The sequence below is a fragment of the Methylobacterium sp. A49B genome, from assembly GCF_053346215.1.
The window spans coordinates 39,566-64,532 of record NZ_JBKFBO010000066.1; the positions used below are offsets into that span (position 1 = coordinate 39,566).

The 24,967-nt window shown below is 70.1% G+C and carries 24 protein-coding genes; 12 read left to right on the top strand and 12 right to left on the bottom strand.

Annotated elements, in window-relative coordinates; all coding sequences use genetic code 11:
- Positions 1–5: 5 nt before the first annotated feature.
- Both pdhA and ACLBX9_RS05785 read right to left on the bottom strand, forming a co-directional pair.
- On the bottom strand, positions 6–1,091 hold the full coding sequence (gene pdhA / locus ACLBX9_RS05780) for a pyruvate dehydrogenase (acetyl-transferring) E1 component subunit alpha (RefSeq protein WP_010685472.1): 1,086 nt from the start codon (positions 1,089–1,091) through the stop codon (positions 6–8).
- A 160-nt stretch (positions 1,092–1,251) separates the two neighbouring features.
- A complete protein-coding gene (locus tag ACLBX9_RS05785) occupies positions 1,252–1,563 on the bottom strand; it encodes an FtsB family cell division protein (protein ID WP_010685473.1) in 312 nt (103 codons plus the stop codon).
- Positions 1,564–1,644: 81 nt separating this feature from the next.
- On the opposite strand from ACLBX9_RS05785, the gene ACLBX9_RS05790 reads away from it, so the two are divergent.
- Positions 1,645–2,847, top strand: coding sequence for an adenylate/guanylate cyclase domain-containing protein (locus tag ACLBX9_RS05790; RefSeq protein WP_010685474.1), 1,203 nt, complete (start codon positions 1,645–1,647; stop codon positions 2,845–2,847).
- 161 nt (positions 2,848–3,008) lie between these two features.
- Here ACLBX9_RS05790 and eno read toward each other — a convergent pair whose 3' ends face one another.
- Positions 3,009–4,298, bottom strand: coding sequence for a phosphopyruvate hydratase (gene eno, locus ACLBX9_RS05795; RefSeq protein WP_447718244.1), 1,290 nt, complete (start codon positions 4,296–4,298; stop codon positions 3,009–3,011).
- 212 nt (positions 4,299–4,510) lie between these two features.
- Between eno and queF the strand changes: the two genes are divergently transcribed.
- Entirely contained in the window at positions 4,511–4,963 is a 453-nt protein-coding gene (gene queF / locus ACLBX9_RS05800; protein ID WP_447718264.1) for a preQ(1) synthase, read from the top strand.
- 65 nt (positions 4,964–5,028) lie between these two features.
- On the opposite strand, the gene ACLBX9_RS05805 is transcribed toward queF, so the two are convergent.
- Positions 5,029–5,361, bottom strand: a complete 333-nt coding sequence (locus tag ACLBX9_RS05805; RefSeq protein WP_010685477.1) for a hypothetical protein — start codon at positions 5,359–5,361, stop codon at positions 5,029–5,031.
- A gap of 327 nt (positions 5,362–5,688) precedes the next feature.
- On the opposite strand from ACLBX9_RS05805, the gene ACLBX9_RS05810 reads away from it, so the two are divergent.
- On the top strand, positions 5,689–6,363 hold the full coding sequence (locus tag ACLBX9_RS05810; RefSeq protein ID WP_447718245.1) for a class I SAM-dependent methyltransferase: 675 nt from the start codon (positions 5,689–5,691) through the stop codon (positions 6,361–6,363).
- Between the two features lie 5 nt (positions 6,364–6,368).
- Here ACLBX9_RS05810 and kdsA read toward each other — a convergent pair whose 3' ends face one another.
- A complete protein-coding gene (gene kdsA, locus ACLBX9_RS05815; protein ID WP_447718246.1) occupies positions 6,369–7,223 on the bottom strand; it encodes a 3-deoxy-8-phosphooctulonate synthase in 855 nt (284 codons plus the stop codon).
- A 10-nt stretch (positions 7,224–7,233) separates the two neighbouring features.
- Complete coding sequence (locus ACLBX9_RS05820) at positions 7,234–7,722, bottom strand: hypothetical protein (protein WP_447718247.1); 489 nt, start codon at positions 7,720–7,722, stop codon at positions 7,234–7,236.
- A gap of 173 nt (positions 7,723–7,895) precedes the next feature.
- Between ACLBX9_RS05820 and ACLBX9_RS05825 the strand changes: the two genes are divergently transcribed.
- Positions 7,896–8,906, top strand: a complete 1,011-nt coding sequence (locus ACLBX9_RS05825; RefSeq protein ID WP_447718248.1) for an alpha/beta fold hydrolase — start codon at positions 7,896–7,898, stop codon at positions 8,904–8,906.
- A 303-nt stretch (positions 8,907–9,209) separates the two neighbouring features.
- Here the strand turns inward: ACLBX9_RS05825 and ACLBX9_RS05830 are convergent, their stop codons facing one another.
- Positions 9,210–10,385, bottom strand: coding sequence for a glycine amidinotransferase (locus ACLBX9_RS05830; protein ID WP_010685482.1), 1,176 nt, complete (start codon positions 10,383–10,385; stop codon positions 9,210–9,212).
- Positions 10,386–10,594: 209 nt separating this feature from the next.
- On the opposite strand from ACLBX9_RS05830, the gene ACLBX9_RS05835 reads away from it, so the two are divergent.
- The 6 genes from ACLBX9_RS05835 to ACLBX9_RS05860 all read left to right on the top strand — a co-directional run bounded on the left by ACLBX9_RS05835 (position 10,595) and on the right by ACLBX9_RS05860 (position 16,958).
- Positions 10,595–11,707: a flippase-like domain-containing protein gene (locus ACLBX9_RS05835; RefSeq protein WP_447718249.1), complete on the top strand. Its 1,113-nt coding sequence runs from the start codon at positions 10,595–10,597 to the stop codon at positions 11,705–11,707.
- Entirely contained in the window at positions 11,698–12,312 is a 615-nt protein-coding gene (locus tag ACLBX9_RS05840; RefSeq protein WP_447718250.1) for an MlaC/ttg2D family ABC transporter substrate-binding protein, read from the top strand. Before ACLBX9_RS05835 ends, ACLBX9_RS05840 begins: the two co-directional genes overlap by 10 nt.
- Positions 12,313–12,396: 84 nt before the next feature.
- Positions 12,397–13,605: a bacteriohopanetetrol glucosamine biosynthesis glycosyltransferase HpnI gene (gene hpnI, locus ACLBX9_RS05845; protein ID WP_447718251.1), complete on the top strand. Its 1,209-nt coding sequence runs from the start codon at positions 12,397–12,399 to the stop codon at positions 13,603–13,605.
- Positions 13,606–13,662: 57 nt separating this feature from the next.
- On the top strand, positions 13,663–15,096 hold the full coding sequence (gene hpnJ, locus ACLBX9_RS05850; protein ID WP_447718252.1) for a hopanoid biosynthesis associated radical SAM protein HpnJ: 1,434 nt from the start codon (positions 13,663–13,665) through the stop codon (positions 15,094–15,096).
- Between the two features lie 111 nt (positions 15,097–15,207).
- Positions 15,208–16,050 carry a hopanoid biosynthesis-associated protein HpnK gene (hpnK, locus tag ACLBX9_RS05855; protein WP_447718253.1) on the top strand — a complete coding sequence of 281 codons (843 nt, stop codon included), beginning with the start codon at positions 15,208–15,210 and terminating at the stop codon, positions 16,048–16,050.
- 32 nt (positions 16,051–16,082) lie between these two features.
- Positions 16,083–16,958 (top strand): bifunctional helix-turn-helix transcriptional regulator/GNAT family N-acetyltransferase, encoded by an 876-nt coding sequence (locus ACLBX9_RS05860; RefSeq protein WP_447718254.1) that lies wholly within the window; start codon positions 16,083–16,085, stop codon positions 16,956–16,958.
- Positions 16,959–16,965: 7 nt separating this feature from the next.
- On the opposite strand, the gene ACLBX9_RS05865 is transcribed toward ACLBX9_RS05860, so the two are convergent.
- Positions 16,966–19,632, bottom strand: coding sequence for an MMPL family transporter (locus ACLBX9_RS05865; protein ID WP_447718265.1), 2,667 nt, complete (start codon positions 19,630–19,632; stop codon positions 16,966–16,968).
- Positions 19,633–20,246: 614 nt separating this feature from the next.
- Here ACLBX9_RS05865 and hpnH point away from each other — a divergent pair.
- On the top strand, positions 20,247–21,410 hold the full coding sequence (gene hpnH, locus ACLBX9_RS05870; protein ID WP_010687451.1) for an adenosyl-hopene transferase HpnH: 1,164 nt from the start codon (positions 20,247–20,249) through the stop codon (positions 21,408–21,410).
- A gap of 74 nt (positions 21,411–21,484) precedes the next feature.
- Here hpnH and ACLBX9_RS05875 read toward each other — a convergent pair whose 3' ends face one another.
- The 4 genes from ACLBX9_RS05875 to ACLBX9_RS05890 are packed head-to-tail and all read right to left on the bottom strand — an operon-like array spanning position 21,485 to position 24,165.
- Positions 21,485–22,126: a GNAT family N-acetyltransferase gene (locus tag ACLBX9_RS05875; protein ID WP_447718255.1), complete on the bottom strand. Its 642-nt coding sequence runs from the start codon at positions 22,124–22,126 to the stop codon at positions 21,485–21,487.
- 2 nt (positions 22,127–22,128) lie between these two features.
- A complete protein-coding gene (locus ACLBX9_RS05880; protein ID WP_447718256.1) occupies positions 22,129–22,902 on the bottom strand; it encodes a hypothetical protein in 774 nt (257 codons plus the stop codon).
- A 16-nt stretch (positions 22,903–22,918) separates the two neighbouring features.
- Positions 22,919–23,119 carry a hypothetical protein gene (locus tag ACLBX9_RS05885; protein WP_010687448.1) on the bottom strand — a complete coding sequence of 67 codons (201 nt, stop codon included), beginning with the start codon at positions 23,117–23,119 and terminating at the stop codon, positions 22,919–22,921.
- Positions 23,116–24,165, bottom strand: a complete 1,050-nt coding sequence (locus ACLBX9_RS05890) for a hydantoinase/oxoprolinase family protein (RefSeq protein ID WP_447718257.1) — start codon at positions 24,163–24,165, stop codon at positions 23,116–23,118. Before ACLBX9_RS05890 ends, ACLBX9_RS05885 begins: the two co-directional genes overlap by 4 nt.
- Between ACLBX9_RS05890 and ACLBX9_RS05895 the strand changes: the two genes are divergently transcribed.
- Positions 24,166–24,906: a HisA/HisF-related TIM barrel protein gene (locus tag ACLBX9_RS05895; protein ID WP_051072325.1), complete on the top strand. Its 741-nt coding sequence runs from the start codon at positions 24,166–24,168 to the stop codon at positions 24,904–24,906.
- Positions 24,907–24,967 lie beyond the last annotated feature (61 nt).

Genomic DNA, 24,967 nt, shown 5'->3' on the forward strand with positions numbered 1-24,967 from the left:
CGCGCTCAGGCGTGCGCTTCGAGCAGGATGTCGGTCCACAGCTCGGACGGATCCGGCTCGGGATCGTTGGTGGCGAACTCGGCGGACGCGTTGACGATCTCACGGACCTTGGCGTCGGTGCTCTTCAGATCCGCCTCCGGCACCCCGTGCAGTTCGAGCAGGCGCTTGCGCACCATCTCGATCGGGTCGTGCTCGTCGCGCATCTTCGAGACCTCGTCCTTGGTCCGGTACTTGGCCGGATCGGACATGGAGTGGCCGCGGTAGCGGTAGGTCTGCATCTCCAGGATGTACGGGCCCTGGCCGGTGCGGGCGTGCTCGATCGCCCGGGTTGCGGCCTCGCGCACCGTGCGCACGTCCATGCCGTCGACCTGCTCGCCGGGGATGCCGAAGGAGAGGCCGCGCTTCGAGAAGTCGGTCTGCGCCGAGGCCCGGGCCACCGAGGTGCCCATGGCGTAGCGGTTGTTCTCGATCACGTAGACGACCGGCAGCTTCCAGAGCGCCGCCATGTTGAAGCTCTCGTAGACTTGGCCCTGGTTGGCGGCGCCGTCGCCCATGTAGGTCAGGCTGACCTTGCCGTTCTCCCGGTAATGGTCGGCGAAGGCGAGGCCGGTGCCGAGCGACACCTGCGCGCCGACGATGCCGTGACCGCCGAAGAACTGCTTCTCGCGGCTGAACATGTGCATCGAGCCGCCCTTGCCGCGGCTGTAGCCGCCGCGGCGGCCGGTCAGCTCGGCCATGACGCCCTTCGGATCCATGCCGCAGGCCAGCATGTGGCCGTGGTCGCGGTAGCCGGTGATGACCTGATCGCCCTCGACCGAGGCCATCTGCATGCCGATCACCACGGCTTCCTGGCCGATGTAGAGGTGGCAGAAGCCGCCGATGAGGCCCATGCCGTAGAGCTGGCCGGCCTTCTCCTCGAAGCGCCGGATCAGCAGCATCTCGTGATAGGCGTGGAGATCCTCGTCCCGCGTGAACTGGGGCATGTTCGGCGCGGGGCGATGCGCCTCGGCGGCCTGAGGGCTCGCGGCCTGCACCGGCGCGGACGACGCGTCCTTTGCGGGCTCCTTGGCAGGCTCCTTGGCGGCGTCCATCGGCGCTCTCCCCGTGATTCCACGCGACTTCGTGGGGGTGTAGGACAGCGACGGTTGGAAAGCGAGGGCTGCCGCTCTGACAGGAAGCCGCTCTTGTCAGACGACTTTGGGGACTAGAGAAACTGCGCGCCTCAACTTCGGCGGGACATCCCCGGAACTGTCAGGGCGTGATGACGACCACGTCGTTGGCGTGGACCCGGCCCAGCACGATCCGCGCGCGCTCTTCCAACAGGTCGCGGTCGATCTGGTCGCTCTTGAGGAGGGCCACCCGGTGCTCCCAGGTGGCGCGCTCGGCCTTCACGGCGGCGAGTTCCTGGTTGAGGCCGTAGGCGCGGATCTTCAGCACCTTCTTGGCTTCGAGGCCCCGGTTGCCGCTCTCGGCCTGCCACACGAAATAGCCGACTACGAGCGCCGACAGGGTCCAGAGACCCAGCGGCAACACGACCATTCTGACTCGGCGGCGCACGACCATGGCGTGACCCTGGCGCGGAAAGGTTAACGGTTCTTTTCGGCCGCATGGCGCGGCCAGCACGGACAGGGGCGAGCCTGCGGGATGGACCTGACACACCTGGGACGCTGGATCGCCGCGCACGCGACGGCGACCGACGATCACGACACCCTGCTCGCCGGCTTCTGTGAGGCGCTGGTCGAGGCCGGCACCCCCGTCTGGCGGGTGAGCGTCATGGCGCCAGCGCTCGACCCGACGCTGCGCGGTGTCAGCCTGAACTGGCACGCGGGCGAGGGCATGTCGTTCGTCGCCAACGCCCACGGCGCCGATGAGGAGAGCGACTGGCTGCTGAGCCCGGTCTACGCCCTGGTGGAGACGGGCGAGACCTTCGGCCGATGGCGCCTCGACGCGCCCGGACTGGCGGTGGACTTCCCGGTCCTGAAGGCCCTCGGGGCGCAGGGCGGCATCGACTACGTGCTGCACATCGCCGAGTTCGCCCCCGGCACCGCCCTGCGGGGCATCGCGGTCTCGTTCTGTACACGCGACGCCGCCGGCTTCACCGACGCGCATCTCTCCGCCATCGCCGATGTCCTTCCATTCCTGACGCTGGCGATGGCCAAGATGGGCTTGGCCCACACGTTCCGCGAAGTCTCCGCCACCTATCTCGGCCGGTCCACCGCCGAGCGCATCCTCGACGGCCAGATCCGGCGGGGCGAGGGGCGCGCCGTGCCGGCCGCCATCCTGCTGAACGACCTGCGCGGTTTCACGGCTCTGGCCGACCGGGTGGACCCGGCCGACATGGTCACGTGGCTCAACGAGCACTTCGACGCGCTGGGCGATCCGGTGGCACGGCACGGCGGCGAGATCCTGAAGTTCCTCGGCGACGGCTTCCTGGCGATCTTCCCGGTTCCGGACGCCGACACTCTCCCCTGCCCGGTCTGCGGTGCCGCCCTCGCCGCCGCGACCGAAGGGCTCGCCGCCAACGCGGCGCTCAACGCCCGGCGCCGCGTGGCCGGACTGCCCGAGCTCCCGGCCGAATGCGTCGTGCATTTCGGGACGGTGATCTACGGCAATGTCGGGACCGAGCGCCGCCTCGACTTCACGATCATCGGGCGGGCGGTCAACGAGGCCAGCCGGATCGAGAGCCAGTGCGCGGCGCTGGGCCATGATCTCCTGGTGTCGGACTCCTTCGCCGAGCGCTGCGAGCGCCGGCTGGAGCCGGTCGGGACGATCGAGCTGCGAGGCCTATCCCGGCCGATGCGGGTTTGGACCGTGCCGGCGGAGCCATCCGATGCGGCGATCCCCTGAGGCAGGCGCCGTCATTCCGGGTCGCCGTCGGCGAGCCCGGACCCGGAGGGGCACGCCGAAGGCGGGCAATCCAGACGCGCAGATGCTCCCAGATCTTGCTCCGGCGGCGGATCCGGGTTCCGGGCTCCGCTGTGCGGCCCCGGAACGATGAGATTGACGGATTAGCGGCGGGCGAACTGCTTGAGCGCCGCGGGGCCGGCGTAGAGCGCCTGCGGACCCAGGCCCTCCTCGATGCGGATCAGCTGGTTGTACTTGGCCAGTCTGTCCGAGCGGGCGAGCGAGCCGGTCTTGATCTGCCCGCAATTGGTGGCGACCGCGAGGTCCGCGATGGTCGAATCCTCGGTTTCGCCGGAGCGGTGCGACATCACCGCGGTGTAGCCGGCGCGCTGGGCCATATCGACCGCCGCCAGGGTCTCGGTGAGCGAGCCGATCTGGTTGACCTTGATCAGGATCGAGTTGGCGGTGCCCTCCGCGATGCCGCGCGACAGCCGCTCGACGTTGGTGACGAACAGGTCGTCGCCCACGAGCTGGCACTGCGCGCCGACCTTGTCGGTCAGGAGCTTCCAGCCGGCCCAGTCGTCCTCCGACATGCCGTCCTCGATGGAGACGATCGGGTAGGTGGCGACGAGCTGCGCGAGGTAGTCGACCTGCGCCTCGATGGTGCGGGTCTTGCCCTCGCCCTCGTACGCGTAGGCGCCGTCCTTGAAGAACTCGGTCGCCGCGCAGTCGAGGGCAAGCGCCATGTCCTGGCCGGGCTTGAAGCCGGCGGCGCTGATCGCGTCCATCACGAAGTCGAGGGCGGCCTCGGCGGAGGGCAGGTTCGGAGCGAAGCCGCCCTCGTCGCCGACATTGGTGTTGTGGCCGGCCTTCTTCAGCTTGCTCTTGAGGGTGTGGAACACCTCGGAGCCCATCCGCACAGCCTCGGCGATCGAGTCCGCGCCGACCGGCATGATCATGAATTCCTGGAAGTCGATCGGGTTGTCGGCATGCGCGCCGCCGTTGATGATGTTCATCATCGGCACCGGCAGCACCCGGCCCTGCACGCCGCCGACGTAGCGGTAGAGCGGCAGGCCCGAGGCCTCGGCCGCGGCCTTGGCCACCGCCAGCGACACGCCCAGGATCGCGTTGGCGCCGAGCCGCGCCTTGTTGGGCGTGCCGTCGAGCTCGATCATCGCCTCGTCGACCGCGACCTGATCCTCGGCCTCCATGCCGCCGATCGCGTCGAGGATCTCGGTCTGCGCCGCCTCGACCGCCTTCAGCACGCCCTTGCCGAGGAACCGGTTCTTGTCGCCGTCGCGCAGCTCCACCGCCTCGTGGGCGCCCGTGGAGGCCCCCGACGGGACCGCCGCGCGGCCAAAGGAGCCGTCCTCCAGGATGACGTCGACCTCGACCGTGGGGTTGCCGCGGCTGTCGAGGATCTCGCGGGCGCTGATATTGGTGATCGCGGTCATGGAACGTCCTCTCGCGGGGGCCGCGGGTCGGCGACCGCGCCCAAATCAGAGGGTGCGGCGCATCGCGGCGGCTTATCCGTCAAGCCGCGGCCGGCGGCAAGCGCCGGAACGGCCAGCGCACAGCCGGAGCCGTCCGGGAAAGCGTCGCGACTCAGACGGATGCGCACGGCGCTGTCAGGCTCTATATGCGCGCCATGACCTCCACCAACGACATGACCTCCACCGACGACCTGCAGCTCGGCCAGCCGACCCCCTTCCCCACCTCTCCCGAGGAGGCTCGCCTCGACCGTGTGCCGAACCCGCACGCGGATACCGACTACGTCGCCCGCTTCACCGCGCCCGAATTCACGTCCATCTGCCCAGTCACCGGCCAGCCGGATTTCGCGATTCTGGTGATCGACTACGTGCCCGGCGACTGGCTGGTGGAGTCGAAGTCGCTGAAGCTCTACCTCGGGTCGTTCCGCAACCACGGGGCATTCCATGAGGACTGCACGGTGGCGATCGGCAAGCGGCTGCGCGACCTCCTCGCGCCGCGCTACCTGCGCATCGGCGGGTTCTGGTATCCCCGCGGCGGCATTCCGATCGACGTGTTCTGGCAGACGGGCGAGCTGCCGAAGAATGCGTGGCTGCCCGAACCTGGCGTGCCGCCCTACCGCGGTCGTTGAGCGGCCAAACGAAAAGGGCGACCGGCTCGCGCCGGTCGCCCCCCGATCCTCGCGGATCTCAGATCTCAGTAGCCGTAGCCGTAGTAGCCGTAGCCCGGGCTGGCGTAGCCGTAGCCGCCGTAGACCGGGGCGTAGCCGTAGGACGGGGCATAGCCGTAGCCGCCGCCGTAATAGCTGTCGCGGGCCGCGCCGGCAGCGATCGCACCGGCCGCGAGGCCGGCAATGCCGAGGCCGATCGCGGCGCCGGTGCCGATGCCGCGGCGACCGCGGTAGTAGCCGTGGCCGTAGCCGCCGTAACCGCCATGGTAGCCGTAGGGACGCGCCTCGGCGCCCGTGGTGGCGGCGACGCTGCCGAGCGCCATGGCGGCGGCGGTAGCAATGATACCGATCTTGCGCATAGTGTTCCTTCTCGATCCTCGATCGAACATGCCCAATAACGTGGCCGCGCAGAGTGAGTTCCAGCTTTCGGATCGGGTTTAGGTGCGCATCCGCACACAACCGAAATTATGAACCGCCGTTCATCATCCCCTGCGGAGCCGGCGCCACCGCCAAGCTTGCCGATCTGTGTGCGGATCCAGCGCCAACTCTTGCGCCGGGCTTCCCGACGATACCCGCGGCCCGCGTCGGGAGCCGGTCGTCGGGCCGGGGCGATCGAGCCATCCCGACGGCGAGGAGGCGCCCGTCCTGTGACGGGGCATGCTAGGGAGAGATCCGGAGGACTCTCAATGGACGCCTTGAGCCTGATCCGCGACACCTTCGCGCCGCTGGCGGGGAAGCGGATCCTCGACATCGGCTGCGGACCCGGGACGCTCGCACGGAGGCTGGTCGATGGCGGGGCGGCCGTCACCGGGATCGATCCTGGCGCGGCGGCCCTCGCCAACGCACGGGCTGCCGTGCCGGAAGCGCGGTTCGAGGCCGCCGGCGGCGAGGCCCTTCCCTTTCCCGATGCCAGCTTCGACGGCGCCGTGATGCTCAACGCCCTGCATCACGTGCCCGATCCCGCGGCCGCCCTCGGCGAGGCCGCGCGCGTGCTGGCGGCCGGCGGGTCCCTCGTCGTTGTGGAGCCCCTCGCGGCCGGCAGCTTCTTCGATGCCCTGCGACCGATCGAGGACGAGACCGCGATCCGGGCGGCGGCCCAGGACGCCATCGCGGCGTCCCTGTCCCGCGGCGCCTTCGTGTGCCGGAGGGATGTCACGGTCGAGCGGCGCGAGAGCTTCGCCTCCCTCGACGGCTTCCTCACCCGCGTCTGCGCCGTGGATCCGGCCCGCGCGGCGACGATCCAAGACCGGCGCTCGATCGTGGAGGCCGCCTTCCTGAGGGCGGCGGCGCGCGACGCCGACGGCCGCTACGCCCTCGTCCAGCCCCTCCGGATCCACGTGCTGGAGCCGGTCGCGGCCTGAGCCCGTCAGGCGGCGCGGCGTTTGGCCAGCCGGTCGAAGGCGATGAGCTCCTCCAGAAGCGCCGGCATATCCTTGAGCGCCACCATGTTGGGGCCGTCGGAGGGGGCCCGGTCCGGGTCGGGGTGGGTCTCGATGAAGACGCCCGCAACGCCCACCGCCACGGCGGCGCGGGCCAGGACGGCGACGAATTCCCGCTGGCCGCCGGAACTCGCTCCCTGCCCGCCCGGCTGCTGCACGGAATGGGTGGCGTCGAACACCACCGGGGCACCCTCCGTCACCTGCGCCATGATCGGCAGGCTGCGCATGTCCGACACCAGGGTGTTGTAGCCGAAGGAGGCGCCCCGCTCGGTGACGATGACGTTCGGATTGCCGGCCTCCGTCACCTTGGCGGCCACGTGCTTCATGTCCCAGGGTGCCAGGAACTGGCCTTTCTTGATGTTGACCGCCCGTCCGGTCGCGGCGGCAGCCAGGAGCAGGTCGGTCTGGCGGCACAGGAAGGCGGGGATCTGGAGCACGTCCACCGCCTCGGCGGCGCGGGCGCATTGCTCCGCGGCGTGCACGTCGGTGAGCACCGGCAGCCCAAGGGATTCGCGGATCTCGGCGAAGACCGGGAGCGCGCCGTCGAGGCCGATGCCGCGGGCGGCCTTGCCGGAGGTGCGGTTGGCCTTGTCGAAGGAGGTCTTGAACACGAGGTCCAGGCCCAGGCCGGCCGCCAGTTCCTTGAGGGCGGCGGCGACCTCCAGGGCATGGCCGCGCCCTTCGAGCTGGCACGGTCCGGCGATCAGCGTGAGCGGCAGGTGATTGGCGAAGCGCACGCCGCCGACTTGAACGACGGGGCCGGATTCAGCGAGGATCGACATGGCCGCCGGTCTACCCCTTGCTGCGCACCCGCGAAAGTCCGGTCCGGACCGCGATCCGGCAGACGGTGAGATCGTCGCGCAGGGCGTCCCCGCGCGGGCCGGTCTCGCACAGCATGAGTGCCCGGCCGCTGGCGCCGCGCCGCGGGGCGCCGGCCAGCAGGCTGGCCTGATGGAGGTTGAGCGCCAGCACCTCGGCCGCGGCGGCGTCCGCGCCGGCGAGCGCCCGCGCCGCAAGCCCGATCAGGACGAAGTAGGCGGGTGACGGCTCGCGATCCAGGGACGCCACCGTCATCCGTGCGGGGACGCGGCAATCGAGGCTCATCCGCTCGGCATCCTGAGCGCGGAACACCGCGACCGGTCCTGCCCGGCCGGCCAGGGACGCTCCCGTGGAGCGGATCACCTTGGCGGCGAGGACATCGCAGGCATCGGCCGCGCGGGCAGGCGCAGGCCCGAACGTGAGCGCACCGGCGAGGGCGACCTGGGCGGGGAGGCGCAGCATCGGGGACATCCGCGGCTGGAGACGGGAGCGATCAGCAGATAGCGCGGCCGGACGGAAGCGCGAACCTGTGCCGCCGCGCATGGCTGCGGCGCATGGACAGCGGCGCCCGAATGCCCGATCTGGGCGGGCGGTGCGGCGCCGACCGCCGCTCACCGACCAGGCCCAACGCTGCCATGCTCCGATCCGCCCTCGCCTACGTCCTACTCACCCTGGCGCTGCCAGGGAGCGCTCCGGCGGAGCCGCTGCCGCAGCCGGCCTACGGACCGGAACTCGAAGGCTTCGCCTATCCGTTCCCGGTCGAGCGCTTCACCTTCACGTCTCAGCGCCAGCCGCTGCAGATGGCCTATCTCGACATCCGTCCCGCGACGCCGAACGGCCGCACGGTCGTGCTGCTCCACGGCAAGAACTTCTGCGCGGCCACCTGGGAGAGCCAGATCCGGGCGCTTGGCGCGGCCGGCTACCGGGTCGTCGCGCCGGACCAGATCGGCTTCTGCAAGTCGAGCAAGCCGGCCGCCTACCAGTTCACCTTCCGCCAGCTCGCCGAGAACACCCACGCCCTGCTGGGTAAGCTCGGGATCGAGCGACCGGTCGTGGTCGGCCACTCCACCGGCGGCATGCTGGCCGCGCACTACGCCCTGCTCTACCCGAAGGAGGTCGAGCAGCTCGTGCTGGTCAATCCCGTCGGACTCGAGGACTGGAGCGCCAGGGGCCTGCCGCCGATTTCCCTGGAGCAATGGTATCAGCGTGAGCTGAAGGTCTCGGCGGCCTCGATCCGCGCCTACGAGACGGCGACCTACTACGCCGGCACATGGGAGCCGCGCTACGACCAATGGGTGGACATGCTGGCCGGCCTCAACAACGGACCCGGCAAGGAGGCGGTCGCCTGGGATTCGGCGCTCCTCTACGACATGATCGTGACGCAACCGGTGGTCTACCGGTTCCCGCAGATCGCGGTGCCGACTCTCCTGCTGATCGGCCAAAAGGACAATACCGCCATCGGCAAGGATCTCGCGCCGCCGGAATTGCGGGCGAGCCTCGGCAACTACCCCGAACTCGGGAAGGCCGCCGCGAAGGCGATCCCGGGTGCCCGGCTCGTGGCGTTTCCCGAACTCGGACACGCGCCGCAGATGTCGGATCCAGATGGGTTCAACAAGGCGCTGATCGAGGGGATCGCGGCGCGCTGAAACCCCTCGATCGGAGGCGAAGAACCGTTTTCCTGAGCGAGCGGGGATCTGGACGGGCGCGCGAACGCTCCCCGTCATCCCGGGGCCGCGCAGCGGAGCCCGGGATCCGGAGCCGCCGACTTGCCGGGGCCTCGCACTGACAAGGCATCTGGATTGCCCGCCTTCGGCGTGCCCCTTCGGGTCCGGGCTCGCCTGCGGCGCCGCGGAATGACACGGTGCCTTTCCCGGGAAGTGTCGGTCGGGACATATTTCCGTCCCGGCTGCGCCCTCTCCCCATGAGGAGAGAGGGCGACGGCGCAGGTCCTAGAAGTACGACTTGAGCACGCCCCGGCGGCGCACGTCGAGCGTGGCACAGTGGAACGAGCCGCCGAACGGGCCGTAGCTGAGGAACGGCGCCGGGATCGGGTCGAAGCCCCAGTCCTTCAGAGCCTTGATCAGCGTCGGCTGGCTCTGGTCGACGACGATCTTCTTCTCGGTGATCGCCAGGACGTTGATCGAGGTCCAGGGCGAGCACATCGAGATTTTGCTCATGAAGCCCTCGACCGGGTCGGGGCGCGGGGCGATCAGGACGTCCCACTTCTTGAGCACGGCGGGCAGCTTCTCGACGTCGATGTAGTCCGGGTTCACCAGCACCTTGCCGGGGGCCAGCGGCATGAACGACGAGTCGATGTGCATCGGCTGCGGGCAGCGGCTCTCGATCTCGTGGATGCGGAAGCCCGGGCCGAGGTGGCGGCGCAGCCACTCGATGCCCATCAGATTCGTCACGTTCGAGCGGGTCACGAACAGGTCGCGGCCGCAGCGGACGAAGTCGGCGGCGTCGAAGACCGGCTCGAACTCGTTCACGGTGAACTGCATGGGCTCGCCGGCTTTCAGGTTCGGCACCCGGTAGTCGTAGTTGTACAGGTCGTCGGTGAGCTGCGGGCGCGGCGCCGAGGTCCAGCGCGCGCCGGCGCGGAAGTATTCCTTGAACAACGACCGGTAGGCATCGCCCTCGAAGTAGCGCGAGCGCCAGCACATCGGGCTCTCGATGATCTCGTCGCCGATCACGAGATACGGGTCGCGCGGGCAGGCGACGCAGAAGCCGCGGGAGGTCCAGCGCGGCGCCTTGAACTTCTTGGAGAAGTCCACCGTGTCGGGGCGGCGAACCTTCACGCCCTCTCCGGCCAGGATCCCGATGAAGTTGTCGAGCTCGGCCTGGGCGAGCTTCTTCATGAACTTCGGATACTTCCAGCCGCTCGCCAGCCGGTAGAAGGGCTGCGCGGCACGCGGCAGGTTGAAGATCACCGTCAGGTGGTGGGTCGGGATTGTGGCGCCGTCGAGCGAGCCGACGATCACCTCCTCCAGCGGGTCCCACTCGTTCCAGGCCATCACAGGCGAGTGCGGCGCCGGGACGCCCGGGCTCGATCCCGCCGCGAAGCCGCCGGCATGCGTGTCGTCGGTCACGGCCTCCAGGGCCGTGATCGGTGATTCGCGCTCCATGACGTGTGCCCCTTCTGCGACGTGCCGCGGCCTTCTGCGTAGGCCCTCAGGCCCCGCGCCGCTTTGGCCCCCGGTGTGTCAAACGGGTGATAGACACCGCTAATCCGTGCTGCAACGTGGCAGAAACGTTCTCGGCCTGGCGGACCTATTTCTGCCGCGACCGTGGCCGATTTCCCGCATCAAGCCTTTTGCGAGCTTGAAAGACGACAATGAAGCGCCTGACGACCTTGGCCTCGATCGCCGGTCTCTGCACGGTCGTCGGCCTGTTCATGTCCTCCGGCCTGGAAGACGTATCGGCCGCCGTCGTGAGCGCCGGGTGGGGCGCCGCCCTGGTGGTGCTCGCCCGCATCGTGGCCGTCGCCTGGGCCGGCCTCGGCTGGCACGTGGTGTTCCCCGCCGGCACGGCCAAGCTCGCCGATTGCGTGTCGCTGCGCTTCGTGCGCGAGGGCATCAACACCCTGTTGCCGGTGGCCACGGTGGGCGGCGACTTCGTCGGCGCGCGCCTGCTGGCCAAGCGCGGCGTGCCGGGGGCGCTCGCGGGCGCCAGCATGTTCGTCGACCTGATGACCCAGGCGCTGACGCAGCTTCTCTTCACCGTGGCGGGCCTCGCCCTGCTGGTGCTGATCTCCGGCGACGGGCCGATCGCCCACACCGTCGAGGGCGGCCTGGCCCTGGCGGTCCCCGCGCTCGGCGCCTTCTACCTGATCCAGCGGAAGGCGGGTCATCGGCTGATCCAGGGCCTGCTCAGTCGCTTCGCCTCCGGCCGCGAGTGGCGGGCCTTCGGCGCTATCGACCAGCTCTACGACAGCCTCCGCCGGCTCTACGGCAACCACGGGCGCTTCGCGGCGGCCCTGGCGGTCCACCTGGTCGGCTGGGTGATCGGAACGCTGGAGGTCTATGTCTGCCTGCGCTTCATGGGCTATCCCGTGGACTTCGCGCAGGCGCTGATGATCGAGAGCCTCGCCCAGGCCGTGCGCGGCGCCGCCTTCGCGGTGCCCGGCGCGCTGGGGGCCCAGGAGGGTGGCCTGATCGCCCTGTGCGGCCTGTTCGATATCCCGGCCGAGGCGGCGCTCGCCCTGTCGCTGGTCAAGCGCTTCGCCGATCTCGGCGTCGGACTGCCGAGCCTCCTCCTCTGGCACCGGCTCGAGGCCAGACTCCGTGCCGAGGCGCCCGAGGACGAGGACCGGGAGGTGGAAACCGCCGGCGGAAGCAGGGCCACCCGCGTGTCCCAGCCCGCGACCCTGGGGCCGTTCTACAGCTACGCCCCGCCCCGCATGGTCGCGCGGCTCGGCGACGGCGAGGAGTTGAAGAAGTGCGCCTGACCCGCCGTCTCGCGGCCGCCGTCCTCCTGGCCGCCCCCCTGCTCGTCCCGATCCAGGCGTGGGCCGCGGACGATCCCGCCGTCCAGACCGTGCGCGACCTGTACGCCGCGTTCAGCGCGGCACTGAAGGATGGCCCCGGTCCCTTGCCCGCGCGGGTCGAGGCCGTGGGACCGGCCCTCGACAAGGCATTCGATTTCCCCGCCATGACGCGGGTCGCCGTCGGCTCGAAATGGTCGAGCTTCACCCCGGAGCAGCAGGCGGCGGTGATCGACGCGTTCAAGCGCAGCCTGACCGTCACCTACGCCAACCGGCTGGCCCGCGCCGCAGGCGGCAAGTTCGACGTGACGCCGAAGGTCGAGGAGCGCGGCTCCCAGCGCGTGGTGCCGACCCGCGTCACCGCCTCGGACGGCGACGATTCCGAGGTCGACTTCGTCGTGAACGACAGCAACCGAATCCAGGACGTGCTGCTCAACGGCGACGTCAGCGAGATCGCCGCCCAGCGCAACGCTCTCTCGGCGCCGCTGAAATCCGGTGGGGCCGACGGCGTCGTGAAATTCCTCCGGCAGCGCGCCGACGGCATGCTCGCCGCCAAGCCGACGCCGTGAGCCTGACCGACGGGGGCGAACTGAACCGGCCGCCCATGGCCATCGCCGCCTGAGGCGGCCGGACGATCGCACGGACCCGACCGGATGGATCTCTCCTTGCTGGCGCTGCACAGCCTTTCGTGGCTCTCGCTGATCTGCCTGATCCTGGCGGCGGCGGGCTGCCTCTACGGGCTGGCGGCCGCCTATTGCGCCGGCCGCTACGCGGCCCGCCCCGCCCCGGTGCTCGCGCCCGGCTCGCGCCGGCCGTCCGTGACCGTGCTCAAGCCTCTCTGCGGCCTCGAGCCGAACCTGTATGCGAATCTCGAGACCGTGCTGCGCCAGGATTATGCCGGACCGGTGCAGGTGGTGTTCGGCGTCCAGAAGGCCGGGGATCCCGCCATCGGCGTGGTGCAGCGGCTGAAGCAGGCCTACCCCCAGGCCCGGATCGACCTCGTCATCGATGGCCGCCAGCACGGCTCGAACCGCAAGGTCTCGAACCTGATCAACATGGCTGAGGCCATCACCCACGAGGTGGTGGTGCTGGCCGACAGCGACATGGTGGTTCCGCCCGACTATCTGGAGCGCCTCGTCGCGGAGCTTTCGCAGGAGGGCGTGTCCGGCGTCACCTGCCTCTACCACGGCGTTCCGGCCTTCCGGGGCCTGTACGACCAGCTCTCCACCCTGGCGATCGACGCGCAGTTCCTGCCCAACGTCGTGATGGGTCTGAGCCTCGGGCTGGCCAAGCCCTGCTTCGGCTCCACGGTCGCCTTCACCCGGGCGAGCCTTGAGGCGGTCGGCGGGTTCCGCCGCTTCCGCGACGACCTCGCGGACGACTACGCGATCGGTGCCGCCCTGCGCGGCCTCGGCGGCCGGATGGTGATCCCGAGCTTCACCATCGGCCACACCAGCGTCGATACGGATCTGTCCGGCCTCTGGCGGCACGAGCTGCGCTGGAACCGTACCATCCGCACGGTCGATCCGGCGGGCTATGCCGGCTCGATCATCACGCACGCCGTCCCCCTGGCCCTCGTGGCCGCCCTGCTGCCGGGCAGCGGCGCCGCCGCGCTGTGGGTCGCCGGCTTCGCCCTCGCGAGTCGCATCCTGCTCTGCCGTCAGCTCGAGCGGGCCTTCGGCCTCGTCCCGCACCCCTACGGACTGTTGCCGATCCGCGACATCCTCTCCTTCCTGAACTTCGCCTGGGCCTTCGTGTCGGGTGCGGTGACATGGAAAGGTCACGATTATCACGTGGTTGCGGACGGTACCCTGATCCCGGACGCCGAACTCGGCCGCGATGCCGGCGCGCCGCTCCGCTGAACCCGGCTTCCTCGTCCTCCGCCCCTCCCCCGGCACTGCCCTGAGGCCTTGAACCCCATGCGCACGCTCTTCCTCCAGGCCCCCACCTTCGACGGTTTCGACGGCGGTGCCGGCTCCCGTTACCAGGCCAAACGCGAGATCAAGTCGTTCTGGTACCCGACCTGGCTGGCCCAGCCGGCCGCCCTGGTGCCGAACTCGAAGCTGATCGATGCGCCGCCGCACAACATCAAGCTCCCCGAGATCGTCGCCCAGGCCAACGACTTCGACCTCGTCGTGCTCCACACCTCGGTGCCGTCGTTCAAGTCCGACGTGAAGACGATCGAGGCGCTGAAGGCCGCCAACCCGAAGCTGATCGCCGGCCTGATCGGCGCCAAGGTCGCGGTCGACGCCGCCGGCGCCATGGCCCAGGCCCCGGTGGTCGATTTCTGCGCCCGCAACGAGTTCGACTTCACCGTCAAGGAAGTCGCCGAGGGCGTCCCGATGTCGGAGATCAAGGGGCTGTCCTATCGCGACGCCAACGGTGTCGTGGTCCACAACGAGGACCGCGAGATCATGACCGACATGGACCAGCTGCCCTTCGTCACCAGCGTCTACAAGCGTGACCTGGAGATGGAGAAGTACTTCATCGGCTACCTGAAGCACCCCTACATCTCGTTCTACTCGGGCCGGGGCTGCAAGAGCCGCTGCACCTTCTGCCTCTGGCCGCAGACGGTCGGCGGCCACACCTACCGCACCCGCTCGGTCGCCCACGTGGTCGAGGAGATCAAGTACTGCCTGAAGGAGTTCCCGCAGACCAAGGAGTTCTTCTTCGACGACGACACCTTCACCGACAACCTCCCGCGCGCCGAGGAGATCGCCCGCGAGCTCGGCAAGCTGGGCGTCACGTGGTCGTGCAACGCCAAGGCGAACGTCCCGCGTGAGACCCTGAAGGTGCTCAAGGAGAACGGCCTGCGCCTGCTGCTGGTCGGCTACGAGTCCGGCAACCAGCAGATCCTGCACAACATCAAGAAGGGCATGCGGGTCGAGGTCGCCGAGAAGTTCACCAAGGACTGCCACGACCTGGGCATCGCCATCCACGGCACCTTCATCCTCGGCCTGCCGGGCGAGACGAAGGAGACGATCCAGGAGACGATCGCCTTCGCCAAGCGGATCAACCCGCACACGATCCAGGTCTCGCTGGCGGCACCCTACCCGGGCACCTTCCTGTACAAGCAGGCGGTGGAGAACGGCTGGCTCGACATCGAGAACGCCGAACTCGTCGACGAGAACGGCGTGCAGGTCGCGCCCCTGCACTACCCGCATCTCTCCCACACCGAGATCTTCACCTCGGTGGAGGAGTTCTACAAGAAGTTCTACTTCCGGGCGCCGAAGATCGCCTCGATCGTCAGCGAGATGGTGCGCTCGCCCGACATGATGAAGCGCCGCCTGCGCGAGGGCGTCGAGTTCTACCGCTTCCTCAAGGAGCGTCAGGGCACCGCCAAGGCGGCGTAAGTCAGGGGCCCGGGGCCCGGGGCCTGCGGCCCCGGCGGGGAGTGCGGGGCGGAGCCCCGCCTCTTCCCAGGGCTCCGCCCTGGACCCGTCGACACCCGTTACGAGGTTTGCGTGAAGCGTCTGGTCGTCACCGCGGATGATTTCGGGCTGAGCCCCGAGGTCAACGAGGCCGTCGAGCAGGCGCATCGCGAGGGGATCCTCACGGCGGCGAGCCTGATGGTCTCGGCGCCCGCCGCCGCCGACGCCGTGGCGCGGGCCCGGCGGATGCCGTCCCTGCGGGTCGGGCTGCACCTCGTCCTCGTGGAGGCGTGGCCGACCCTGCCGGCCGCCGAGCTGCCCGACCTGACCGATGAAGCCGGCCTGATGCGCGCCGACATGGGCCGCCTCGGCCTCGACTTCGCCCGCAGGCCCGCGGCTCGCCGCCAGCTCGCCGCCGAGGTCCGGGCGCAGTTCGAGGCCTACCGGGCGACCGGGCTGCCGCTGGACCATGTCAACGCCCACAAGCACTTCCACGTCCACCCGCTGATCGCGGGCGCGGTCCTGCGCATCGGCCGCAATTTCGGGATGCGCGCCCTGCGGGTGCCCCGGGAGCCGCGTGAGATCCTGCGCCGCGCCGAGCCTGGCGCCCGCCCGAAGCCGGCCCTCGACATCGCCCCCTGGGCGGCGCTGCTCGCCGTGCGCGCCCGGCAGGCCGGGCTGCTGATCCCGGACCGGACCTTCGGGCTCGCGTGGTCCGGCGCCATGACCCCCGCCCGGTTGGCGGCGCTGCTCACGCATCTCCCGGATGGCCTGACCGAACTCTACACGCATCCGGCCACCGCCGGCGGATTCCCGGGGGAAGCCCCGGGCTATCGCTACGCCGACGAACGGGACGCGCTGGTGGCGTCCACATCCCGTGCGGCGGCCGAGAGCTCCGGCGCGATCCGGGGCGGCTTCTCCGACTTCCTGCGTTGATCTCCCGAGATATCTGACTAAAGTCAGATATCATGGATCGTAGCGCCGTCGCCCGAATCCGCCGTTTCGCTCGCGCTGTCACAGCCGAGGTCGGCGCGCTCGACAACTCCTTCCTCGGCCGGGGTCGACCCCTGGGGGCGGCGCGCGTCCTGAACGCCATCGGGCCCGGGCGGACCGACATCGCTGCGGTCCGTGCCTATCTCAGTCTCGATTCCGGCCTCATGAGCCGCCTGCTGCGGAGCTTGGAGGACGAGGGTCTGATCGAGATCGCGGCGCACCCCGCGGATGGCCGCCGCCGGGTCGCAACTCTGACGGAGGCGGGGCAGCGGGAGTTCCGGGCCTACGAGGATCTGTCCGACGCCCGCGCCGCGGAACTTCTGGCGCGCGCCCCGCAGGTTGATGCTCTTCTGAACGCCATGGATCGCGTTGCCCTCGTGCTGGCCGCCGACACCATCGGGATCGAAGAGGCCGACCCGGCGAGCGAGCCGGCCCGGTCCAGCCTCGGTGCGTACTATGCGGAATTGGCCGCGCGCTTCGCGGGCGGCTTCGACGTGGCCCTGTCCTGCGATCCCGAGGCCGCCGATATGGTGCGGCCGCGCGGCACCTTCCTGCTCGCTCTCGCGGACGGCCTGCCGGTGGGATGCGTCGGACTCAAGGGCAGCGGCAGCCCGGTCGCGGAGATCAAGCGGCTCTGGATCGATCCGGCCGCCCGGGGCCTCGGTCTCGGCAAACGCCTGATGGGCGAGGCCGAGGCCGCCGCCCGCGACCTCGGCATCCGGACGCTGCGGCTCGACACCAACAGCGCCCTCCCCGAGGCACTGGCCCTCTACCGGCGCTCGGGCTGGGTGGAGATCGACCGCTTCAACGACGACCCCTACCCGGATCTCTTCTTCGAGAAGGCTCTCTGACCGGCCGCTACTTGGCCGGGACCGGATCCTTCATCGTGGTGCTCTTCCTCAGCGCCGCGCCCGCGGCCTTCTCGGCTTCCGGGCGATCCTCATCCGGCTGCACCGGCGGCTCTCCCAGCGTCGCCGGGACCACGAAGAACGCTGCCACCAGGGTGAAGAACAGCGACAGCGCCAGCAGCTTGCCCATGCTGGCCGTGCCCGGATGGCTCGACAGGACCAGCGATCCGAAGGCGCTGCCGGTGGTCAGCGCCGAGAAGAAGATCGCCCGGGTCAGGCTGGAGGCGAGCATGTCGGTCACGCCCGCCCGCCACGCGATCACGTAGTAGATGTGGAAGGCCACGCCGACCGCCAGCATCAGCGGCAGGGCGATGATGTTGGCGAAGTTCAGCGGCATGCCGACGATGCGAAGGGCCATCAGCGTCCACAGGGTCGCGATCACCAGCGGGCCCAGCGTCATCGCCACGTCCCAGGGTTTGCGCAGCGCCACCGACAGGATGACGAAGATCAGCACGAAGGCCGTCACCGCCGCCTGCACGAAAGCGCCCAGGATGGTGTAGCTCGACTGCGTGGTCGCCACCGGCGCGCCGGTGGCGTGGGGCGCGACCTTCAGCACCTCGTCCGAGAAGGTGCGCAGCACCTGGTCGTCGTTCGAGTCGCCCTTGGGGTGGACCTCGATGCGGGCGCGGCCGTCCGCCGCCACCCAGTCGGCCTTGAGCTGCGGCGGCAGGTTGTCGAGGGTGATCTTCTCCGGGTGCAGCAGGTCGCGCAGATGCGCCAGCAGCGGGCCGAGATCCTTGGTCAGGGCGACCGAGGCGGCCTCGCGCTGCTGGACCGGGCCGGCGGCGAGCTTGTCGAGGGTGCCGGCGAGCTGCTTGGCGACCTGGGCGCCCTTCGCGTCGCCCTTCGCCTCGTTCGCCACGCCGTTGAGCGCCGTTGCGGCGTCCTTCAGGGCCTTGACGTTGTCGGCATCGGTGGGCGGCGGCGGGCGGCGGCCGGGGTTGAGCACCGGATCGAGGAGTTGCGCCGTGTCGGCGATCTGCGCGAGCTTCTTGTCCTGGTCCCGCGGCACGAAGGTGTCGATGCTGTTGACCGAATCGGTGACCGGCAGTGCCGCGAGCTTCTTGGAGAGCGCCGGGACCGCATCCACGCTCGGGGCCAGGACGTCGATGACGTTCGGGCTGGTCTCGGGGTTCTTGATCAGGTCGAGGTAGGTCGCGATCGACTGCGTCTTGGCGCTGCGCAGATGCATCGGGTTGGAGTCGAACGGCAGGTGCCAGAGCAGCGGCGCGCCGGCCAGCGTGACCAGACCGACGGCGATCAGGATCGGCTTTCGGTGGCGGATGATCCACGGATCGACGCCGACGAGCCACTCGGTCTGGACAGCGGCCTTCTCGCCCTCCGGTTTGAACACCGCGATCAGCGCCGGCAGCAGGGTCAGGGAGAACAGGAAGGCCACGACCATCCCGACGCCGGCGATCAGGCCGAGCTCCGACACGCCCCGGAAGGCCGTGGGCAGGAAGGCGAAGAACCCCGCCACCAGGGAGACTGCGGCGAGGGTCAGCGACCAGCCGACCCCGCGCGCGGCGGCGCGGATCGCGCTGTCGAGGCTCGGCTGCTCGTAGCGGTCCGCCCGGTAGCGCACCGAGAACTGGATGCCGAAATCGATGCCGAGGCCGACGAACAGGGCCGCGAAGGCCACCGAGATCGGGTTCAGCTCCTTGACCATGACGAGGCCGAGGGCGGCCGTGACCACGAGGCCCGCGAAGGTCGTGATGATCACCGCGCCGACGAGCTTGCCCGAGCGCAAGGCCAGCCAGAGGAACAGCACGATAGCGCCGACGATGATGCTGTTGTTGAGGCCCGCATCCTCCGAGAGCGTGGCGAATTCCTCGTCCGCGACCGCGACCGTGCCGGTCAGCCGCATGCGCAGGCCGTGGGCCGCGTCGATCTTGAGGTCCTGCGCGACGTTGCGGATCAGCTTCGTCGCCTGGTAGCCGGGCTCCAGGGCGTTGAAGTCCAGCACCGGCTGGATGATCACGAACTTCATCTTGTCCGTGACGCGGGTCTCGCCGTTCGACAGCAGCTCCTGCCAGGACATCCGCGCCGGCTGGCCCGCCAGCACCTTCTGGAGCGTGGCGTCGATCTGCCCCATGGGCTTCTCGAGATCCTCGAGCTTGGCGTCGCCGGTCTTCACGCCGCGCGCGCCCAGCGTCAGCACCCGCATCACGCCGCGCAGGGACGGGTCGGCGGCCAGCGGCCCGAGCAGCCCCTGCTGTTGGGTCAGGGCCTCGAGGGTCTTGTCCAATTCGGCCTGGGACATCAGCAGTAGGCCGTTCTTGTCGAAGAACGGCCCGCCGTCCGGGCGATAGACGGTCTCGATCAGGTTCTTGTGGGCGGTGAGCGCCTTGGCGAGGTTGGCGGCCGCCTCCTCGGTCTCCTCGGGGGTCTGCCCGTTGATCACCGCCACAATCGTGTTGGTGCGCTGCGGGAAGGCCTGCTCGTAGTTGATCTCGTCCTGACGCCACGGCTCCTTGGGGTCGATCAGCCGCTCGACATCCGTGTTGATTCGGAACAGGTGCGCCGCGACGCCGGCACTCGCGACCGTGACGAACGCCACCAGGGCGATCACGATCCACCGATACCGCACCGAGAACGCGACGAGACTTTCGATCACGAGCACCCTGCCTGTTCGCCTCGGATACGCCTTCGGCGCATCCGGCTCATCCAATCCGGCTCAGCGGGATCCCGACGGCCGGCGCCACCGGGATACGGAGCCCCCTGTGTCGGCCGCGCCGTGCTCCGCCCGGACACGCCTCGGGTTCGAGGAACGCTGTACTGTCCGCACCGGCCGTGCGGCGCGATGCGCGCGGATCGTGGCCGATATGGACTCCCGCGCCGCGATCCACCATGGGCCGCTCTTGCGTTACGGCCACGGGGCTCAGTAAAGAGAGCGATGCCAGAATGCAACGCGACCGCCTCGGTGTGGTCCTTGCACCCGTCCATGTGCGCTAGCGCACGGCGTCCTCGGCGGGTTGACCAAAATCTGGGTGTTTCGGTCGCATTGCCGACGCATTGCGCGTGCTGACCTCAGCGACCGGGTTTCCCAGTCCAGCGCGTCTGCGCATGCGGACCATGTGGCGGCGTTGCGTCAGCGCGGAATAAGATGTCATGATCCCGCCGAAACGGGGTCGTTTGAGATTAGTTCCAAGCTAGGTCGCTGGAAATCGAGATTTTTTCGCGTTAAGCACCCCAACGCCCCGGGGTCGACGAAGTGAAGGAGCCGCAATCTTGGGTATCCCCCTCCGGTACGTCGCGAAGATCGGCGGCTACATCCTGAAGCAGCACCTGACGGGTCGCAAACGCTACCCGCTCGTGATGATGATGGAGCCGCTGTTCCGCTGCAATCTCGCCTGCGCCGGCTGCGGCAAGATCGACTACCCGGACGAGATCCTCAACAAGCGCCTGCCGGTCGCCGACGCGCTCGAATCGGTGCGCGAGTGCGGCGCCCCCGTGGTGGTGATCGCCGGCGGCGAGCCGCTCCTGCACAAGGACCTGCCGCAGATCGTCGAGGGCATCATCGCCCAGAAGAAGTTCGCGATCGTCTGCACGAACGCGCTGCTCCTTGAGAAGAAGATCAAGGAGTACAAGCCGAGCCCGTACTTCACGTGGTCGATCCACCTCGACGGCGACAAGGAGATGCACGACCAGTCGGTGTGCCAGCGCGGCGTCTACGACAAGGCCGTGGCGGCGATCGCGAAGGCCAAGGAGATGGGCTTCCGCGTCACCATCAACTGCACCTTCTTCAACAACTCCAGCCCTGAGAAGATCGCCGACTTCTTCGACAGCGTGACCCGGATGGGCATCGACGGCATCACCGTCTCCCCCGGCTACGCCTACGAGCGCGCCCCCGACCAGAAGCATTTCCTGAATCGCAAGGCGACCAAGGAGCTGTTCCGCGGCGTGTTCCGGCACGGCAAGGAGAAGGGTCGCGAGAAGTGGACCTTCCAGCAGTCGGGCCTGTTCCTCGACTTCCTGGCCGGCAACCAGACCTACCACTGCACCCCGTGGGGCAACCCGACCCGCACCGTGTTCGGCTGGCAGAAGCCCTGCTACCTGCTCGGCGAGGGCTACGCGGCGACCTTCAAGGAGCTGATGGAGACCACCGACTGGGACGCCTACGGCACCGGCAACTACGAGAAGTGTGCCGACTGCATGGTCCACTCGGGCTACGAGGCCTCCTCGGTGGTCGATTCGGTCCGCAAGCCCTGGAAGCCGCTGGTGCACGCGATCCGCGGCATCAAGACCGACGGCGCGATGGCCCCCGAGGTCAGCCTCGAGAACCAGCGCCCGGCCGAATTCGTGTTCTCGCGCAACGTCGCGCAGAAGCTGTCCGAGATCAAAGCGGCCGGCGTCGACACGAAGCAGGAAGCCCGCAAGCGCACCGCCGCCTGATCTGGGCGCAGCGCTGATGATGAGACCCGCGGTCGACAGCCGCGGGTTTTTTCGTACCAGGGGCCTGCCTGCGCTCAGGGTCGCCCGCGGCCGCCGCCATCGAGCCGCGGGATGTGCGCGGCGCAATCCCGGGGCAGCGCTCCCGTGAGCCGCGGATCCGGCGCCACTTCGACGTGCACGGCGTAGGGCTCGAAGCCCGAGCGCCTGTAGAAGGCGAGCGCTCCGGGATGGTCCAGGGTGCAGGTGTGCACCCAGAACCGTGCGATCGGACGCGACCACGCCCGCCGGATCGCCTCGTCCATGAGTGCGCGACCCAGTCCGCTGCCGATGAGATCCTGCGTCAGTCCGAGAAACACCAGTTCGCAGGTTCCGGCCTCCCGGAAGTCCAGCTCCAGCATCCCGACGTTCTGCCCGCCCCGACGGAGCGCCCGGATCTCGACCCGCGGATCGGCGAGGATCGCCGCCAGCGCGTCCTCCGGCATGGTGAGCCGCGAGAACCAGAGCCAGTCGGCACCGACCGCGCGGAATAGGCCCCGGTAGCTATCCGGATCGGTGGGGACGAGGGGCTCCAGCCGGAGCCCGGCCGGGAGGGGTCGCGGCGGGCGCGAACACGGCGGGCGGAGCATCTCCAGGCTTGTGACGATCGTGGCGATATGGCCGGGCGGCACCGCCGCGTAGCCGGGTTCGAGCATCGGGATCACTGGACCTGCGATCATGCCTATGTCGCCCGGACGCGTCGCCGCGCGAACAGCCAGGGCAGGACGCAGGCTGCCGACACCGTGATCGAGAGCGCGTAGGCGAGGACAGGATCGAGCTGTCCGACCGTCAGGTGGACGCAGACATAGAAGGCCAGCACCCCGAACGCCCCCTGGGCGCTGCCGCGCACCACGTCGAGGGAGGCGCCGACGCCGTCCTGGTAGCGGGCGAAGGCGATGAGCGGCCAGGAGATGATCGGGATCGGCGCGAGGACGCCGCTCAGGCCGGGGCCGAGCAGCGGCGCGAGGCCGGAGACCGCCAGGACCAGGATCGTCGCCGCCGCGAGGCGCGCCGGCATGTCCCAGCGCGGCGGCCTCGGCCGGGGCCGCCGCGCGCCCTCGGGCGGGCAGAGCGCGACCACCAGCGCCATCAGCGGAAGGTCGATGGCCGTGGCGAGCCAGAGCCCGGGCCGGACGAGCCCGTGCAGCAGCATCCCGCCGAGCGCGAAGGCCGCAAGGGCGGCGCCGATGGCTCGGAGCGGCGTGGTCCGCGGCGCGCAGAGGGCATAGGCCAGGTAGCAGAGGGTGACCGCGCCGAGCCCCTCCGCCGAGCCCACCGCGGCCTCGGCGGCGAAGCCCTCGCCCTGCTCGACGGCGAGGTAGATCGAGATCGGCGCCGAGGTGAGCGGCAGGCCCGAGAGCAGGCCGCCGACGAGGCTGCCCCACCGCCGGGCGGCCGCCGAGACGGCCCACATCAGCGTCGGGGTCACGGCGATCTTGGCGGCAATCAGGCTCATGGGACGCGTCCGGGCCTCACGCGGCCTCGGGCGGCCCGTCGTCGTCGGGTCCGGTGGGCGAGTGGAGGATGTCCTCCAGCTCGTCCACCAGCCGGTCGATCTGGTCCTCGGTGGCGAGCACCTTCAGGACTTCACCCGACTCGGCCTCCACGGCCAGCTCGATATGTGGGCCGACCCGGGCCGTCAGGATCCGGGCCAGGATCTTGATTGCACTCATGCGTATGCACCCTCCGCGGCAATGAGGCCGACCGCCACCGCCGGCCCGCAGGTCGAGATCCAGTCGCCCGCACCGTCGATCCGGTCCCCCAGAAGCGACACGAGGAGGCTCGACGGCCGCCCGACTCGTGCGGCGAGGCGCTCGCCCAGGAAGGCGCCGGCGCCGCAGAGGATCAGGGGCGCATCGGCGGCGATGTCCGGCCGGCTGAGCAGGAGTGCCGCCGCGTCGTGCAGCAGGCGCAGCTGCGCCTCGGCGAAGTGACCCGCCAGTGCCGCCCAGGCCCCCGCCGTTCCCTCCCGGCGGTCGCGGCCCACGATGCGGGCGAGCCGGGTCTCGCTCTCGGGGCCCGACTTGCCCTTGCGGTCGCCGCTGGCCTGCTGGTCGGCTCCGTCGGGCAGAAGCCCGAGGATCCGGTAGACGTCGGCCATATGGGCGAAGGTCTCGGTCATCAGCCGGGTGCGGCGGCCCGCGAAGGGCGCGTGGTCGGCGAGCGCGATCACCGGCGTGCGCACGACGCCGGTGTAGACGAGTTCGCCCGTCTCCAGGCGCTCGGCGTCGCTGTAGCCGGTCGCTGCGGCCCGGCCGCCGACGACCGGGATCAGGTCCGCGGTGGTCGAGCCGATATCAACCAGCAAGGCGTCCGGGGTGATTCGCCCGATGAGCGCCGCCGTCGCGTGCCAGTTGGCGGAGGCCACATCCGCCGACACGGCGGCGGCCTCCTCCGGGACGACGAAGCCGCAGCGGCCGGCATAGATCCGCACGTGGCCCCGCAGCTGCGCGGCGGCCCAGCCGGACAGGGCCGCCACGCCCGCTTCCCGATCGGCGAAGCAGTCGGTCAGCTCGCCGGTCATGGTGACGGCGTGCTGGGCGTCGGCGCGCGCCCAGTCCGGCAGAGCGGCGAGCGCCCCGTCGAGGGCCGGCACGCCCTGCCAGAGCGGACAGGGAACCTGGGCGGCGTCGACCACCCGGCCCGCCACGATCCGCGCGGCCTTGACGTGGACCCCGCCGAGGTCCCACCCGATGGTCTCTGGAGGAGGTGAAGGCATATGACCGCGACGCGCGCCTCGACGGACCACAGGATCGGGCGCCCCGGCTTCGCGGTGATCCCGGTGCTCGACCTCCGCGGCGGCCGCGTGGTGCGGGCGCGCCGGGGCGAGCGCTCCTCCTATGCCCCGATCGAGACGCCCTTGGCAAAGGGCTCCGCGCCCGACGCGGTGGCGCGGGGGCTCCTCGGCGCGTGGCCCGCCGGGATCCTCTACGTCGCCGATCTCGACGCGATCATCGACGGGACGCCGCCGGATCTGCACGCCCTCGAGGCCGTCGCGACCGCCTGCCCCGGCATCGCGCTCTGGGTGGATGCCGGCTTCGCCGAGGCGGCCTCCGTGGACGCGTTCCTGGCTTCCGGCCTCGGGCGGCCGGTGATCGGCAGCGAGAGCCAGGCGGATGCCGATCTCGTCACCTCGCTCGGGGACCGCGCCGTGCTCTCCCTCGACACAAGCGGCGCGGAGCGTCTCGGGCCGGCCTCCCTCCACGACGACCCGTCGCTCTGGCCGCCCGAGGTGATCGCCATGACCCTCGCGCAGGTCGGTGCCGGCGCGGGGCCCGCCCTCGACGCCCTCGCGGCCCTGCGCGCGCGGGTGCCGGACCGCCGCCTCTACGCGGCGGGAGGCGTGCGCGGCCCGGAGGATCTGCGGTCCCTGCGCGCGGCCGGCATCGCCGGGGCGCTGGTCGCCTCCGCGCTCCACGACGGCAACCTGTCCCAGGCCATCGCGCCCGACCTCGCCTGACGCTTCCGGCCCGTGCCGGGGGCTGCTAAACCCCCGATAGAGAATCCACCTTCAAGAGCCG

What these genes read in the sequence shown, in the direction of transcription:
- pdhA (WP_010685472.1), bottom strand. Translation starts at nt 1,091, where the DNA reads ATGGACGCCGCCAAGGAGCCTGCCAAGGAGCCCGCAAAGGACGCGTCG.
- ACLBX9_RS05785 (WP_010685473.1), bottom strand. Translation starts at nt 1,563, where the DNA reads ATGGTCGTGCGCCGCCGAGTCAGAATGGTCGTGTTGCCGCTGGGTCTC.
- ACLBX9_RS05790 (WP_010685474.1), top strand. Translation starts at nt 1,645, where the DNA reads ATGGACCTGACACACCTGGGACGCTGGATCGCCGCGCACGCGACGGCG.
- eno (WP_447718244.1), bottom strand. Translation starts at nt 4,298, where the DNA reads ATGACCGCGATCACCAATATCAGCGCCCGCGAGATCCTCGACAGCCGC.
- queF (WP_447718264.1), top strand. Translation starts at nt 4,511, where the DNA reads ATGACCTCCACCGACGACCTGCAGCTCGGCCAGCCGACCCCCTTCCCC.
- ACLBX9_RS05805 (WP_010685477.1), bottom strand. Translation starts at nt 5,361, where the DNA reads ATGCGCAAGATCGGTATCATTGCTACCGCCGCCGCCATGGCGCTCGGC.
- ACLBX9_RS05810 (WP_447718245.1), top strand. Translation starts at nt 5,689, where the DNA reads ATGGACGCCTTGAGCCTGATCCGCGACACCTTCGCGCCGCTGGCGGGG.
- kdsA (WP_447718246.1), bottom strand. Translation starts at nt 7,223, where the DNA reads ATGTCGATCCTCGCTGAATCCGGCCCCGTCGTTCAAGTCGGCGGCGTG.
- ACLBX9_RS05820 (WP_447718247.1), bottom strand. Translation starts at nt 7,722, where the DNA reads ATGCTGCGCCTCCCCGCCCAGGTCGCCCTCGCCGGTGCGCTCACGTTC.
- ACLBX9_RS05825 (WP_447718248.1), top strand. Translation starts at nt 7,896, where the DNA reads ATGCTCCGATCCGCCCTCGCCTACGTCCTACTCACCCTGGCGCTGCCA.
- ACLBX9_RS05830 (WP_010685482.1), bottom strand. Translation starts at nt 10,385, where the DNA reads ATGGAGCGCGAATCACCGATCACGGCCCTGGAGGCCGTGACCGACGAC.
- ACLBX9_RS05835 (WP_447718249.1), top strand. Translation starts at nt 10,595, where the DNA reads ATGAAGCGCCTGACGACCTTGGCCTCGATCGCCGGTCTCTGCACGGTC.
- hpnI (WP_447718251.1), top strand. Translation starts at nt 12,397, where the DNA reads ATGGATCTCTCCTTGCTGGCGCTGCACAGCCTTTCGTGGCTCTCGCTG.
- hpnJ (WP_447718252.1), top strand. Translation starts at nt 13,663, where the DNA reads ATGCGCACGCTCTTCCTCCAGGCCCCCACCTTCGACGGTTTCGACGGC.
- ACLBX9_RS05860 (WP_447718254.1), top strand. Translation starts at nt 16,083, where the DNA reads ATGGATCGTAGCGCCGTCGCCCGAATCCGCCGTTTCGCTCGCGCTGTC.
- ACLBX9_RS05875 (WP_447718255.1), bottom strand. Translation starts at nt 22,126, where the DNA reads ATGATCGCAGGTCCAGTGATCCCGATGCTCGAACCCGGCTACGCGGCG.
- ACLBX9_RS05880 (WP_447718256.1), bottom strand. Translation starts at nt 22,902, where the DNA reads ATGAGCCTGATTGCCGCCAAGATCGCCGTGACCCCGACGCTGATGTGG.
- ACLBX9_RS05885 (WP_010687448.1), bottom strand. Translation starts at nt 23,119, where the DNA reads ATGAGTGCAATCAAGATCCTGGCCCGGATCCTGACGGCCCGGGTCGGC.
- ACLBX9_RS05890 (WP_447718257.1), bottom strand. Translation starts at nt 24,165, where the DNA reads ATGCCTTCACCTCCTCCAGAGACCATCGGGTGGGACCTCGGCGGGGTC.
- ACLBX9_RS05895 (WP_051072325.1), top strand. Translation starts at nt 24,166, where the DNA reads ATGACCGCGACGCGCGCCTCGACGGACCACAGGATCGGGCGCCCCGGC.